We start from the raw sequence: 12,894 nt of genomic DNA on the forward strand, positions 1-12,894 counted from the left end.
AACCCACTACGACGAACATAAAGCCTGGGCACACCGTCAAAACACCCCCGACACCCAAGCCGCTTGACAACTTACGAACCTGGGATGTCTAGCTGGATTCGCCGTAGATGCTGCTGAGCCAGATGTGGGTGAGGGTGTCGACGACCCGCTCCGCTTGGACAGCGGGTGTCTCGGCGGATAGTGCCGCCATCATTGTGCGTTCGTTCATCTGGTTGAGCGAGGTCGCCAGGTCGGCGGCCGGAATGGTGTTCGGCGCGGCGCCGCGCTCTCGCTCTGCGGTGATCATGGCGGCGGTCTGATCGATCCATTTCTGCATGAATCCCGACCACAACGCCCGCAGCTCGGCGCTGGTCGCCATTGCCTCCGTCGCGGTGCGCGCCACGGCACGGTGGGTGCTGAATTCGGTGAAGAAGGCCTTGATGCCGTTGCGCCACACCCGGCGCGGGTCCTTCGGCAGCCGCATCACGGCACCGTCGAACTCGGAGTCGGCCCGTGCGATCACCGGCTCGAGCAGCGAGAGCAGCACGGCCTCTTTCGACTTGAAATAGAAGTAGAACGTCGGGCGCGAGATTCCGGCACCTTTTGCCAGATCGTCGACCGAGATGTCGGCGAGTGAACGCTCCTCGAGCAGCCGCTCGGCGGTCGCGAGGATGGCCTGCTCGCGGTCGTCGCCGGAGGGGCGCATCGAGCGGCGGCCGCGCAGGGCGCGGGTCTGGCCGGCGGTTGTCACGCCCGCTACTTTACACATGGTTGATGATTTCGACAGTGTGTTGACTAGCTCGACACTGCGTTGATAACGTGGCCCTCATGACTGAGCACCTGGACGTCGTCATCGTGGGCGCCGGCATCTCCGGCGTGAGCGCGGCCTGGCACCTACAGGACCGCTGCCCGACCAAGAGCTACGCGATCCTGGAACGCCGCGACGACCTGGGCGGCACCTGGGACTTGTTCAAATATCCGGGCATCCGGTCCGACTCCGACATGTTCACGCTCGGGTTCCGGTTCAAGCCGTGGCGTTCGGCGAAGTCGATCGCCGACGGTGCCGACATCAAGGCCTACATCAAGGAAGCCGCGGTCGAGAACGGCATCGAACGACACATCCGCTACCGCCACCGCGTGGTGGCCGCCGATTGGTCCGACGCCGACAACCAATGGACCCTCACCGTCGAGAACGACGGCCAGCGGCGCGACATCACCTGTTCCTTCGTGTTCGCGTGTACCGGCTACTACAACTACGACGAGGGATATTCGCCGACGTTCCCGGGCGCCGAAGACTTCGGCGGCACGATCGTCCACCCACAGCACTGGCCCGAGGACCTCGACTACGCGGGCAAGAAGATCGTCGTGATCGGCTCGGGTGCTACCGCGATCACTTTGATTCCCGCCCTGGTGAATTCGGGCTCCGGCTTTGTGACGATGCTGCAGCGCTCACCGACCTACATCGGCTCGCTGCCCGGGACCGACCCGTTCGCGGTGCGGTTCAACCGATGGCTTCCGGCTCGGCTGGCGCACCTCGCGAATCGCTGGAAAGCCATCGCGTTCAGCACCTTCCAGTATCAGCTGGCCCGCAAGCGGCCAGCCTACATGCGAAAGACGCTGATGACGATGGCCCAGCGGCGGTTGCCGAAAGACTACGACGTCGAGAAGCACTTCGGTCCCAGCTACAACGTGTGGGACCAACGGCTGTGCCTGGCGCCCGACGGTGATTTCTTCCGGGCCATCCGGCACGGCAAGGCCGACGTCGTCACCGACACCATCGACCGGTTCACCAAGACCGGAATCAAGCTCACCTCGGGTGTGGAGCTGCAGGCCGACATCATCGTCACCGCAACGGGATTGAACATGCAATTGCTCGGTGGGCTGCAGCCGACCCGCAATGGCGAACCGTTCGACCTCACCTCGCTGATGACCTATAAGGGCTGCATGTTCTCCGGAGTTCCGAACTTCGTCATCACCTTCGGCTACACCAATGCATCCTGGACGCTGAAGGCCGATCTGGTGTCGGAGTTCTTCTGCCGTGTCCTGAACTACATGGACGACAACGGGTTTGACAACGTAGAGCCGGAGCATCCCGGCACCGACGTCGACGAACTGCCTTTCATGGACTTCAGTCCCGGCTACTTCCAGCGGTCCATGCATTTGCTGCCCAAGTCGGGATCGCGGGCACCGTGGCGTCTCAAGCAGAACTACCTGTTCGACATGCGCACGATCCGGCGCGGCAAGGTCAACGACGAGAGCCTGCGGTTCACCAAAAAGCGTGCACCGGTAGCGGTTTAGCCGCTAACGACGACGATGCCGTCGTCGTCGCTGTAGGCGATCTCGCCGGGCACGAACGTCACACCGCCGAGGCTGACCTCGACGTCGCGCTCACCGACACCACTCTTGCTGCTCTTGCGGGGATTGGTGCCCAGCGCCTTGATGCCGATGTCGATGCCGCGCAACGCGGCGGCGTCGCGCACCGCGCCGTTGATGACCAGTCCCGCCCAGCCGTTGGAACGGGCCAGTTCGGCGATCAGGTCTCCGACCAGCGCGCTGTGCAGCGAGCCGGCGCCGTCGATCACCAGCACCCCGCCCGCACCCGGTTGTGAAAGTACGGATTTCAGCATTGCGTTGTCCTCGAAGCAGCGCACAGTGCTGATCGGTCCGGCGAATTCGGTGCGGCCGCCGAACTGGCGGAACTGAAGATCGCAGCTGCGCACGTCGGGCCCGATTCGGTCGACGAGGTCGGCTGTGGCCTCGAATGAGACGCTCATCAGCGCCGCCGCAGTTGCCGGATCAGCAGGATCGCGAGCAGACTCAGAGCTACGGCGACCACGAGTGGCAACGTCGACGAGCCCGGTACCGACGGTGCAACGTTGACCGATACTGGGTTGTTGGCGCCCTCCACCGTGGATTTCGCCTGTGCGGCAGCATCTTTGGCGGCAGCGACGATTTCACCATCGGGCGGGGGTGGATCCTGCTGTGCCGCGGGCGGTTTCGGTGGCGTGGGAGCTGGGCTCTGGGCCGGCGCTTTCTTCGGGGGCGCCTTCTTGGCCGGAGCCTTCTTTGCGACGGCCTTCTTCGCGGGCGCCTTCTTGGCCGGCGCTTTCTTCGCGGGTGCCTTCTTCGCGGCCTTGGCGGGAGGCGTCTGCTCCGGCGGCGGCGCTGCGCCGTTGGCCTCGCTGTTGGGTTGATCTTGAGGGTCTGCCATGCGGCCGCTCCTTCGCAGCTTTCTCTCGGCCATTCCTAGCCCCGCCAAAAGTTACTCGGACCCCATCATGCCAGCACGGGCGATCGCGCCCCGCCGACCAGGTCGATCAGGGCTTGCGGCGCAGGGTCAACAACAGGCCCGCACCGACGATCGCCACGGCCACCGCGACGAACGGCCAGACGGGGATGCCGTGGCCGGCGTCACTGCTCGTGGCGGCGGGTCCCGGCGTGCCGGTACCGGGCACCGTCAGCCGGAACGACCACGACCCCGACACCACATGACCATCGGCGGACGTTACCCGGTAATTCACCGTGTAGGAGCCCGTCGGTCCCAGTGGGCGCAGCGCGATGCCGACGATCGCGCCCTGCACGGTGGTGTCCCCGGTGGACCAGACATTGCCGTCCGGTCCGACGACGGTCATGGCCGCGAACGTGGTCTGCAATCGCTCGTTGAAGGTGGCACTGACCCGGCTCGGACCGGTGGCGAGAACCGCATCATCGGCGGGGTCGGCGGACACCCGGGTGGCGTGTGCCGACGCGACCTGTGCGGTCAGCGTCGCGGTAGACAGCAAGGCGGCCAGCAGCAGGCTCACCCATGCGACGGCGGCCGCCCGCCTCATGTCCTAGGGCGGCGGACCAGCACCAGGGCGATGCCCACTGCGGCCACGACCAGGGCCGCTCCGCCCAGCACCCGCGCGATGTTGTCCCCCGACGTCGACTCGTCGCCGTGGTCGGCGGGCATGCCCGAATGGTGGTGCTCATGCGGGGCGCCCGACCCGGCGCCGAGGGTCAGCGTGGGCACCGGGTGCTCGGGCTCACCACCACCGGCCGTCGGCTGCTGATCCCACTTGACGACCGTCCCGTCGGCGTAGGTCTGGGTGGCCGGGAAGTTGACGGTATCGGTGTCGGGCAGTTTCACCGAGATCCGAAACAGCGCGAACTGGTCAACTCCGATGCCGCCGCCCGGTGCCGCCGTCCAGGTCACCGAGTGCACGACGCCGGATGCCGTGTCGCGGTCGAGCTTGGCCGTCCACCCGGGCATCGCTTCGGTGCGTGCGGATGCGACGTCGGGAAGCACGACGCTCAGCGCAGTGGTCGCGGCGCCCTTGTCGGATTCGTTGGGGACCGCAAAGGTCACGATCGCCATGGCGCCCCGGACAGCGGTGTCGGCACTGGCGTGGACGTGCGCCCACGCGGTGGCGCTCCCGGAGCCGACGAAGAGCGCGGCGGCGGCCGAGACGACAACAAAGACGCGCAACATCCACCTGTCGCGAAATGCCATGTCAGAACACTACTTTCAGGTCAGTCCGAGCCGAGCCATCAGATCTGCTTCGATGCCGTCGAGTTGCGAGGAGATCGCCGAGTGCGCGGCGCGCCGGCGCGCGGCCGGCATGTTCTCCGCGGCGGTGACGGCCGCCGACAAATCGGTGAGCCGCTCGGAGATGGCGGCCACGAACTGCTTGGTCTCGGCGTCCTTGGGCTTTTTCTCCTGCACCATTGCCAGTGACTTTTCCGAGCCGGCGATCCGCGCCGACAGCTGGGCGCCGTGCCCGGAGAACTGGCCGATCTGCGCCAGCGGGATCCCGAGTTGGTCAGCGCGACGCTGGTCGATCATCGCCCGGGCGGCCATCGCCGCCCGGTAGATCACCGGCGTCAGGATCGGTGCCAGCAGCCGCGAGACCGTCAGCACCCGACGGATCCGCGTCGGCGACAACACCTTGCCCTCCCGTGCCGCCTTGAGCTCGGTCTCGGCGACTTTCAATGCCGCGCGGTCGCTGTCGCGTTGCGACTTGATCTGCGCGTTCAGCGCCCTCTCGGCCGCCCGTCGATCGGCCTTCAATCGGCGCGCCTGGTTCTTGGCGTCGAGCTTGGCTTCCAGCTTGGCGCGGGCCTTGATCGCACGGGCTTCGGCACGACGCGTGGCGCGAGTCTTTCGCTTGCGAAACAGGCCCATTCCCGGCCGCCTCCCGGTGTCTCGTGGACTATCGCTGTCGTGTGTACGCGATCCGAGAGCAACCCTAATCGGAACAGGTCGACGGCAGCCGTTCAGGTCGGCTGCCCAAGCAACCGGCTAGGCGTCGAGGTGTTCGGCGCGGCGCAATTCGTCGACGCGCTCGACGATGTCCTGCTGCGCCTGGGGAGACAACCCGGCGGCGCGCAGCGCGATGCGACGCACACCGTCGTCGCGCATGGTGGACATCCAGACCAGCTCCTTGTCGAGCTTTTCGTAGTACTCGTCGTCGGTGAAGTAGGCCGACTTGATCCGGAAGAAGTTGGCCAGGGCGGCCATCGTCGCCGACGACGGGTTCGTGCGATTGCCGGAGCGTAGCTGCGACAGGTAGGGAGCCGACATCGTGATGCCCTCCGCCTTGAGTGCCGCGATCACCTCCGCTGAGGTGTGCGGTCCGCGCCCGGGTGGATACACCGTGTCGAACAAGCGGTTCAGGCGGGCGGAAAACGTCGTGCTCATCGATATGACCTCCACTGGGCTGTAGAAGTGAAACTGTTACCTAAGTGTATTTGCTGACCATGGTAGCGAGAGTTTGTGTCCGCAACCAGGTGCAAAGGGCGCCGGGTTCGCTGGTGACGGCCCGAGGGTTCGCTGCATCCACACGTGACGAGCGTCCAACTAAATGACGGCAGTGTCCATAAAGCGAACAAAACTCACAGGTTATCCGCAGAAAGCAAGTCTGGTAGCCGGACGCTTCGGCGCGCGGCCGAGAGGTAGCGCGGCGGCCGGCGCAACGGTGTCGGCCGGATATCTCGCAACGGACTGGTAGCTAAAACCTATTGAAAGCATACTTTGCTGTCCGGTCTGATTTTTGTCGCCCCAAGAGGGGACGGGTGCAGCAAACAGTCCTCAGAGATACCTCTGGAGGCAACTGCCGGGCTCGGTCGGCTTGCGCGTGCGAGCGGCGTTGCGCCTTAGCCGGTCTCCGGTGACCTCCCCGCATACCACGCCTCGGTGCGACGGCGTCGCAATGTTTGCGCCGTTGCCGATGAAACGGGGGTCAGCGCCGCCGCCACGGTCGTCGGGATGGCCTCCGACCGCCAGCTCAGCGCGCCGTCGAACACTATCCACGGGCCGAACTCGAGGAACAAGACGGCGGCCCACATGTGCAGCGCGTCGGCGAGGGCGAACGACGACACTATGGTCGGCAATACGAAGCGGGTACGGGCCCATGGGACCGTCGTCGGCGCCGCCCTCGCGCCAGGGGCATCACCGAACGCGGTCGCGGACCCAACGGCCATCGGGCGTGCCGGCAGCGTGGCGCCGGGGAATTGGCCGATCGTCACCGAGACCGTGGGGGCAAGCATTCGGGGAGCTTTCGACGCGTCGTTGACGACCGCTGCGGTCATCGAACACCGCTGGAAGGTCTCGTCCACCGATCCGTTGGGACCGGTTCGCCGGCCGGGCTATTCGCCAGTATGTCGACGCGACGATTCGGGGCTACCCCCTTCGCTATCGGTCTCAGGCCAGCGGGCAAACCGTGGGTGCGCCAGGACGGCGTCGAAGTTCGGATACCCGTATCCGTCGGATTCGGGCTATGAACTAAAGCGTTTGAATTCCCTTATGCCGCAAGCAGCATGGCCAGGATCGCGGTGTCGGGATGGCTGATGGGGTCGACACCGACACGGCTGACCATCGACGTGATGGTGCCGTCGGCTTCCGCTTCGACCCACGCCGCCCGGTGCTCCAGTCCCAAATAGGGCAACCCCGGCAACAACACGCATCCCGACGCCGCTCCGGTGCATTCCGGCAACGACGGCGTGGTTTCCGACGGGGGGTGCAACATCAGCAGCGCCGGCGGCTGATGATCCGCGAAATACCCTGGCTGAATTGCGGATTCACCAAATACCGTGCCCTCGGCGAGCACCAGGCCGACGGTGTCGGGCTCGGGCTCGTCGGGCAGTTCCTCACGGGCGCCGAATACCGTTGTGGTGGAAAGCAATCCGGGCAACGATGCGACCCGCACCGCAACCATCAACAACTGCGCCCACTCCTTGGTCGAGTCGGGCCAACGGCCGGAGATGACAAACCCTTTCAAGGCACCACGAGCATGAAAGGGGGCTACCCCTATCGGTTGGCCTGAACCAGTTTCCATCTCGACCTCCGCACGACATCGTCGTCCGAAATAACCACGCTGGTAGCTCGAATAGTTAAGAATGCCTGCGGTTTAGGCGCGTTGCAACTCGACACGGCCACGCGCCGTTACCTTTCCTGAAGCGAGCCGTCCCGGCGGGATAAAGCAGAGGGCGCCACGCGATATCGCGTGACGCCCTGTGCTCTACGAGATAAAAATCAGCCGAAAATAAGGCCCTGGGTCTTCGAAGTTGCGGCCGCGTAACGCGACTGCACATCTGCCCAATTGACCACGTTCCAGAACGCCTTGACGTAGTCGGCCTTGACGTTCTTGTACTGCAGGTAGAAGGCGTGTTCCCACATGTCGACCTGCAGCAGCGGGATGATGCCCAGCGGCACGTTGGCCTGCTGGTCGTAAAGCTGGAAGGTCAGCAACCGGTCGCCGAGGGTGTCGTAGCCGAGCACCGCCCAGCCCGAACCCTGCAGGCCGTTGGCCGCCGCACTGAACTGAGCGCGGAATTTGTCGAACGATCCGAACTGCTCGTCGATCGCGGCCGCCAGGTCGCCGGTCGGCTTGTCGCCACCGTTCGGAGACAGGTTCTTCCACCAGATCGAGTGATTGACGTGGCCACCCAGGTGGAACGCCAAGTTCTTCTCGTTCAGGAAGATCGCGGCGTGGTCGTCATTGGCGCGGGCCTCTTCGAGTTTGGCAATGGCGTCGTTCAAACCCTTGACGTAGGTCGCATGGTGCTTGCTGTGGTGGATCTCGTTGATCTGACCTGAGATGTGTGGTTCCAGCGCTGCGTAGTCCCAGTCCAAATCGGGCAGGGTGTATTCAGCCACGGCATTCCTTTCCTCGATGATCGTCTTAACGCGCATTCGCACGGAGTCCGCCACGCGACAGGCTCAGCGTAATCAACCCTGCTCCATGACAGCACGCGCCGCAAGGACTGCCCCAATGGGCCGGTGGGCCGAGTACCCCCTCGGCGTGGTTTCAAGAGGAAGTAATCAAGACAAAACGATGAGCGCGAGAACCGCGAGCAATGCCAGCGCGATCAGGCCGGCACGCAAGGCGGCGATGCTGTAACTGTGGTTCCAGGCAGGCGATCCGGAATACGAGTTCGACGCGGCCGGGCTACCCGAACCCCACGAATGCAGCGCCATCGATCGCCTTTCACCGTTCGCCCACCTCAGTGGAGTGAGGTGAGTCACAACATTTTTCGTGATGGCGATCATAACTCTTTGCGATGGGCTTGGAAAATGTCCCTAACCACAACACGCTGAGCTGCGGATTCGTGTTGTCCGATGGCGACCGTCCGAGTCTGGGTTGCAGGTCAGCGTGGATTTCGCGGGGGCAACTGCGATCGCTGTGCAAAGGGGGCGGTCCATTCGCTCGGCTGCTCGTCGGGCCTGTCGATGGCGTGCCAAAAGTAGCCAGCGTTATCCACAGTTGGGGCCAGGGTTAACCGCTCGTTGCTGATTGATTGCGTCTATACCCCACACCCCATGTGGATAAACCTGTGGAAACTGTGGATAGCCACGAAGTAGCTGTGACCGGCGTAACAGGCGCGCGCTGGTGACGCCGGAGGCGAATGCCGCAGCGTACCGACGCCCCCTGGTGAGGTGGGCCGTGCTTTCCGCTACCGCCGGGAGGATCGGTGCATTTCAGCGGGTCGCGCTCGGCGGTGGGGACGGTCGCGTTGCAGCAGCCCGCATCGTCGCCAGGGCTACGCTGGTCCGGTGATCCAGGTGTGCTCTCAGTGCAGCACTCGGTGGAACGTGCGTGACCGCCGCCGCGAGTGGTGCCCGCGCTGCCGCGGTGCGCTGCTCGCACCATTGCCGGACACCGCTGCGGCCGACCCTCGCTGGGGCACGCACGCTAGCCCGCCGGCGCCGGCTCGGCCGGTCGCGCCGCAACGCACCCCGCCGCGGTTGCCGCCGGGCTTCCGCTGGATCGCGGTGCGTCCGGGCGCCGCACCGCCCGCGCGGCGAGGACGACGCGTGCTCGGGCCGACGCCCCGCTACGCGGTGATCCCGCGCTGGGGCTTGACCGACCGCGTCGAGCAGGCCGCGGCGGGCCCCGAAGGTTCGACGCCCTCCGCGCCGCCGTCCGCGGTGGTGCGTCTCGTGCTGTTCATCAGCGTGCTCACGCTCGGCGCTGCCGCGCTGGTGTACGTCGCCCGGTATGTGTTGTTGGTCTACAACCGAAAGACCTTGCTGAACTCGATCGTGGCGACCGCGGCGGACTGGCTGGGGGATCTGGCCAGCGTGGCGGCGCTCATCGCGTTGATCACCTCCGGCGTGTTTCTGGTCCTGTGGCTGATCGCACGGCGGGCAGCGGTGTTCGCGCATTACGGCCTGGCCGATCATCGTTCGGTCGCGGCGCTGTGGGCCGGCTGTGCCGTGCCGCTGATCAACCTGCTGTGGGCGCCGGTCTACGTCATCGAGCTGGCCGCTCTCGAAGATCATCTCGCTCGGGTGCGCCGGCCCATCGTGGAGTGGTGGATCGCGTGGGTCTTCAGTTACGCGGTGTCGATCTGGGCCATCGTCACCAGCTTCGCCACCGATCCTCAGGGCATCGCGAACAACACCGTTCTGATGGTGTTCGGGTACCTGTTCGCGGCCGCGACGCTGGCCGCCGCGGCCCGCATTTACGAGGGGTTCGAACGCAAACCCGTCGCTCGGCCTACGCATCGCTGGGTTGTGGTAACCCCGGATCTCCCGGCTCCGCCCGGCGCGTCCGACGCCGCTCCGGTTGAGTTGAAGGGGGAGGAACCGGCAGCATAGGGGTATGACGTGGGCCCACGAGGTGGTCGCCGGGCACCCCTTTGTCGTTGCTCACCGCGGCGCATCGGCGGCTCGCCCCGAACACACGCTGGCCGCCTACGACCTCGCGCTCAAAGAGGGTGCCGACGGTGTGGAATGCGACGTGCGGCTGACCCGGGACGGTCACCTGGTCTGCGTGCACGACCGCCGGCTGGACCGGACCTCGACCGGTGCCGGTCTGGTCAGCACCATGACGCTTGCCCAGTTGCGTGAGCTGGAATTCGGTGCCTGGCACGACAGTTGGCGTCCCGATGGCACCCACGGGGATACCAGCCTGCTGACGCTGGATGCCCTGGTATCGCTGGTGCTCGACTGGAACCGGCCGGTGAAGCTTTTCATCGAGACCAAGCACCCGGTTCGGTACGGCTCGCTGGTCGAGAGCAAGCTGCTGGCGCTGCTGCACCGCTACGGCATCGCCTCGCCGGCGTCGGCCGACCGGTCGCGCGCGGTGGTGATGTCCTTCTCGGCTGCGGCCGTATGGCGAATCCGGCGAGCAGCACCGCTGCTGCCCACGGTGTTGCTCGGCCGCAATGCCCGTTACCTGACCAGCAGCGCGGCCACGGCCGTCGGTGCCACCGCCGTCGGGCCTTCGGTCGTCGCACTGAAGGACTATCCGCAACTGGTGGATCGCGCCGCCGCCCAGGGTCGGGCGGTGTACTGCTGGACCGTGGACGGGCACGACGACATCGACTTCTGCCGGGACGTCGGGGTGGCCTGGATCGCTACCAATTACCCCGGCCGCACGAAAACCTGGCTGGAACAGGCGCGGACCCTCGACGGCAGGGGCTAGACCGGCGAGACCAGATGGCCGCCCGCGGCCGGCGGGGCGCTCGCGCTGATGCCCTGCGTCGCCACCTCGCGGGCGACGAAGTACTCCAGGTCGAACAGGTTGGCTCCGGCGCGCTCGGACACCGTCACCAGCGTTTTCATCACCGCGACCTCTTCTACCTGCTCTTGCAGGAACCACTGCATGAACTGCTCGCCGAGGTAATCACCCTCGTCGCGGGCCACTCGGGCCAGCTGGGTGATCTGTTCGGTGACGATCTTTTCCTGCTCGAGAGCCAGGACCAGCGCGTCGCGCGGCTGGTCGAATTGATTGCGCACCGCGTCGACGCCCGCGATCTCGACCTGGACGTCCCGGTCGAGCAGATGCTGCACCAACATCATCGCGTGATTGCGTTCCTCAAGCGCGCGGCCGTAAAAATGCTTCGCCAATTGTGGCAGTTCGCCGGCGCTGAAATAAACGGCAATCGCAACGTATTGTTGAGAGCTCGTGAATTCGTGGGAAATCTGTTCCTGGAGTAATGAGTGGAACTTGGACTTGGGGGCGTCGGCTTCGGCCATGTCAGCAGCTTATCGCAGGTAGAAGGGTGCCGCAACGAGTGCAGGACCGATTCGGAAAGTTCTCAGAACGCTATAAGTGCATTTGTCTAGGTCATATTTACTAACCATAGGAAATTCACATTACTCAATCTGGAATTGCGACTCGTACTAACGTCACGAAATCACTGTGACTGCCCTTCGAGTGCGGCGTCGGGCACGACGGAGTCGGCGGCCAGCGCTTCGAACAGCTTGGCCGCGACCTCGTGATTCCATACCACTACCGAGCCGGCGCTGTTACTGGTGAACTCCCCGATCGGGACGGTCAGCGTGGTGGTAGGCCCGTGCAGCGCCCAGCCCAGCCGGGCCAGGTCCCAGACGTGATCGCCGTCGTCGACCGTGAGCGCGTCGGCCGCGGCGTGCGGCACCGCATACCAGCGCCACGGGTTGAGCCATACCGTCGGGCTGGCCGCGCGGTGCAGCAGCGCCGAGACGAACTGCCGCTGGTTGACCATCCGGTCTAGATCCGCGCGGGGGGTGTCGCGGGTGCGCACGTATCCGAGCGCGTTGCGGCCGTCCAGCTTCTGGCAGCCGGCGGGCAGGTCGATACCGGCCAGCGGGTCGTTGATCGGCGCGGTGGGGCAGACGGTGATGCCGCCGAGGGCGTCCACCACGGCCGCGAACCCGCTGAACCCGATCTCGGCGTAGTGGTCGAGCCGCAGTCCGGTGGCCTGCTCGACCGTCTGGACCAGCAGCGGGGCCCCGCCGATCGCAAAGGCGGAGTTGATCTTGTCCTTGTCGTGTCCGGGAATCGGCACGAACGAGTCGCGCGGCAGCGACACCATCGTCGCCGGATTGCTCGACCCCAGCGCGGGGATGTGGATCAGCAGAATCGTGTCGGTGCGACTGCTACCGACGTCGCCGCCGGTGGCCAGATTCTCCTGCTGTTCCGCCGAGAGGCCTTGGCGACTGTCCGACCCGACGAGCAACCAGTTGGTGCCGCGGCTGGATGCCGGCCGATCGGGGTAATTGGTCAGCACGGCCTTGCGATGCAGCGTTGTGTCCAACCACAAGCCGCCGCCCAGGACAACCGCGGCCGCCAGCAGCAACCCGATCAGCAGCGTCGACGCGATCACCCGACCCCAGCGGCGCTTTCTGGGCTTGCGGTGCGCGCCCGGCAGATCCGACGTCGGCGCGGACCGATCGCGTGGCCGTACGCGCGATCGCGGCTTGTCCCCTGGCGCCCCCGGGCCGGGGGCTGCCGTGCCGGTGGAGACCGACGGTGAGATGCGGGGAAGCGGCACCGTCGGGTCGGTGGCAGACGGCGGCGGATGGTCGTGGCGACGCAGCATCGGCGGTGGCTCGGGACGCGACGGCGGCGGGACCGGTCGGCCACGGCGTGCGCCGTGCGCTGATCGATCGCCGTTCACCCGGCTAACTTACGTGCCCCGCCCGATCTGGCCGGCGGGTGGCGC

General features: G+C 65.7%; 16 protein-coding genes. 3 read left to right on the plus strand and 13 right to left on the minus strand.

Going from position 1 to position 12,894, the window contains the following annotated elements; translation table 11 throughout:
• Positions 1 to 88: 88 nt before the first annotated feature.
• Complete coding sequence (locus AAHS21_RS28505; RefSeq protein ID WP_342930790.1) at positions 89 to 730, minus strand: TetR/AcrR family transcriptional regulator; 642 nt, start codon at positions 728 to 730, stop codon at positions 89 to 91.
• A 77-nt stretch (positions 731 to 807) separates the two neighbouring features.
• Here AAHS21_RS28505 and AAHS21_RS28510 point away from each other — a divergent pair, with 77 nt between their 5' ends.
• Complete coding sequence (locus AAHS21_RS28510; RefSeq protein WP_342930791.1) at positions 808 to 2,277, plus strand: NAD(P)/FAD-dependent oxidoreductase; 1,470 nt, start codon at positions 808 to 810, stop codon at positions 2,275 to 2,277.
• Here AAHS21_RS28510 and rraA read toward each other — a convergent pair.
• From rraA to AAHS21_RS28560, 10 genes are all read right to left on the minus strand, one after another.
• Positions 2,274 to 2,753, minus strand: coding sequence for a ribonuclease E activity regulator RraA (gene rraA, locus AAHS21_RS28515; protein ID WP_342930792.1), 480 nt, complete (start codon positions 2,751 to 2,753; stop codon positions 2,274 to 2,276). The genes AAHS21_RS28510 and rraA overlap by 4 nt on opposite strands.
• Positions 2,753 to 3,190, minus strand: coding sequence for a nucleoid-structuring protein H-NS (locus AAHS21_RS28520; RefSeq protein WP_342930793.1), 438 nt, complete (start codon positions 3,188 to 3,190; stop codon positions 2,753 to 2,755). The genes rraA and AAHS21_RS28520 overlap by 1 nt, the downstream gene beginning before the upstream one ends.
• A 106-nt stretch (positions 3,191 to 3,296) precedes the next feature.
• Positions 3,297 to 3,809: a copper resistance CopC family protein gene (locus tag AAHS21_RS28525; RefSeq protein WP_342930794.1), complete on the minus strand. Its 513-nt coding sequence runs from the start codon at positions 3,807 to 3,809 to the stop codon at positions 3,297 to 3,299.
• Positions 3,806 to 4,471, minus strand: a complete 666-nt coding sequence (locus AAHS21_RS28530) for a YcnI family protein (RefSeq protein WP_342930795.1) — start codon at positions 4,469 to 4,471, stop codon at positions 3,806 to 3,808. Before AAHS21_RS28530 ends, AAHS21_RS28525 begins: the two co-directional genes overlap by 4 nt.
• Positions 4,472 to 4,486: 15 nt before the next feature.
• Positions 4,487 to 5,143, minus strand: coding sequence for a DUF6474 family protein (locus tag AAHS21_RS28535; RefSeq protein ID WP_342930796.1), 657 nt, complete (start codon positions 5,141 to 5,143; stop codon positions 4,487 to 4,489).
• A gap of 117 nt (positions 5,144 to 5,260) precedes the next feature.
• Complete coding sequence (locus AAHS21_RS28540; protein ID WP_036471913.1) at positions 5,261 to 5,659, minus strand: hypothetical protein; 399 nt, start codon at positions 5,657 to 5,659, stop codon at positions 5,261 to 5,263.
• 455 nt (positions 5,660 to 6,114) lie between these two features.
• Positions 6,115 to 6,549 carry a hypothetical protein gene (locus tag AAHS21_RS28545; RefSeq protein WP_342930797.1) on the minus strand — a complete coding sequence of 145 codons (435 nt, stop codon included), beginning with the start codon at positions 6,547 to 6,549 and terminating at the stop codon, positions 6,115 to 6,117.
• Positions 6,550 to 6,761: 212 nt separating this feature from the next.
• Positions 6,762 to 7,295: a peptidase gene (locus AAHS21_RS28550; RefSeq protein ID WP_090597853.1), complete on the minus strand. Its 534-nt coding sequence runs from the start codon at positions 7,293 to 7,295 to the stop codon at positions 6,762 to 6,764.
• Positions 7,296 to 7,492: 197 nt separating this feature from the next.
• Positions 7,493 to 8,116 carry a superoxide dismutase gene (locus AAHS21_RS28555; protein ID WP_090608247.1) on the minus strand — a complete coding sequence of 208 codons (624 nt, stop codon included), beginning with the start codon at positions 8,114 to 8,116 and terminating at the stop codon, positions 7,493 to 7,495.
• Between the two features lie 165 nt (positions 8,117 to 8,281).
• Complete coding sequence (locus AAHS21_RS28560; RefSeq protein WP_342930798.1) at positions 8,282 to 8,437, minus strand: hypothetical protein; 156 nt, start codon at positions 8,435 to 8,437, stop codon at positions 8,282 to 8,284.
• 576 nt (positions 8,438 to 9,013) lie between these two features.
• On the opposite strand from AAHS21_RS28560, the gene AAHS21_RS28565 reads away from it, so the two are divergent.
• Together AAHS21_RS28565 and AAHS21_RS28570 are read left to right on the plus strand one after the other, a co-directional pair.
• Positions 9,014 to 10,060: a DUF4328 domain-containing protein gene (locus AAHS21_RS28565; RefSeq protein ID WP_342930799.1), complete on the plus strand. Its 1,047-nt coding sequence runs from the start codon at positions 9,014 to 9,016 to the stop codon at positions 10,058 to 10,060.
• Positions 10,061 to 10,064: 4 nt separating this feature from the next.
• The gene (locus AAHS21_RS28570; protein WP_342930800.1) at positions 10,065 to 10,889 is read left to right on the plus strand and encodes a glycerophosphodiester phosphodiesterase; all 825 of its coding nucleotides are present in this window, start codon (positions 10,065 to 10,067) and stop codon (positions 10,887 to 10,889) included.
• On the opposite strand, the gene AAHS21_RS28575 is transcribed toward AAHS21_RS28570, so the two are convergent.
• Both AAHS21_RS28575 and AAHS21_RS28580 read right to left on the minus strand, forming a co-directional pair.
• The gene (locus AAHS21_RS28575) at positions 10,886 to 11,443 is read right to left on the minus strand and encodes a ferritin-like domain-containing protein (RefSeq protein ID WP_342930801.1); all 558 of its coding nucleotides are present in this window, start codon (positions 11,441 to 11,443) and stop codon (positions 10,886 to 10,888) included. The genes AAHS21_RS28570 and AAHS21_RS28575 overlap by 4 nt on opposite strands.
• A gap of 161 nt (positions 11,444 to 11,604) precedes the next feature.
• On the minus strand, positions 11,605 to 12,849 hold the full coding sequence (locus AAHS21_RS28580) for an LCP family protein (RefSeq protein WP_342930802.1): 1,245 nt from the start codon (positions 12,847 to 12,849) through the stop codon (positions 11,605 to 11,607).
• Positions 12,850 to 12,894: the final 45 nt, after the last annotated feature.

Source organism: Mycobacterium sp. 050272 (assembly GCF_039023525.1).
GTDB lineage: Bacteria > Actinomycetota > Actinomycetes > Mycobacteriales > Mycobacteriaceae > Mycobacterium.

Coding starts and splice junctions, on each gene's coding strand:
- AAHS21_RS28550 (WP_090597853.1), bottom strand. CDS start 7,295: ATGGAAACTGGTTCAGGCCAACCGATAGGGGTAGCCCCCTTTCATGCT.
- AAHS21_RS28520 (WP_342930793.1), bottom strand. CDS start 3,190: ATGGCAGACCCTCAAGATCAACCCAACAGCGAGGCCAACGGCGCAGCG.
- AAHS21_RS28535 (WP_342930796.1), bottom strand. CDS start 5,143: ATGGGCCTGTTTCGCAAGCGAAAGACTCGCGCCACGCGTCGTGCCGAA.
- AAHS21_RS28560 (WP_342930798.1), bottom strand. CDS start 8,437: ATGGCGCTGCATTCGTGGGGTTCGGGTAGCCCGGCCGCGTCGAACTCG.
- AAHS21_RS28575 (WP_342930801.1), bottom strand. CDS start 11,443: ATGGCCGAAGCCGACGCCCCCAAGTCCAAGTTCCACTCATTACTCCAG.
- AAHS21_RS28530 (WP_342930795.1), bottom strand. CDS start 4,471: ATGGCATTTCGCGACAGGTGGATGTTGCGCGTCTTTGTTGTCGTCTCG.
- AAHS21_RS28570 (WP_342930800.1), top strand. CDS start 10,065: ATGACGTGGGCCCACGAGGTGGTCGCCGGGCACCCCTTTGTCGTTGCT.
- rraA (WP_342930792.1), bottom strand. CDS start 2,753: ATGAGCGTCTCATTCGAGGCCACAGCCGACCTCGTCGACCGAATCGGG.
- AAHS21_RS28525 (WP_342930794.1), bottom strand. CDS start 3,809: ATGAGGCGGGCGGCCGCCGTCGCATGGGTGAGCCTGCTGCTGGCCGCC.
- AAHS21_RS28510 (WP_342930791.1), top strand. CDS start 808: ATGACTGAGCACCTGGACGTCGTCATCGTGGGCGCCGGCATCTCCGGC.
- AAHS21_RS28545 (WP_342930797.1), bottom strand. CDS start 6,549: ATGACCGCAGCGGTCGTCAACGACGCGTCGAAAGCTCCCCGAATGCTT.
- AAHS21_RS28540 (WP_036471913.1), bottom strand. CDS start 5,659: ATGAGCACGACGTTTTCCGCCCGCCTGAACCGCTTGTTCGACACGGTG.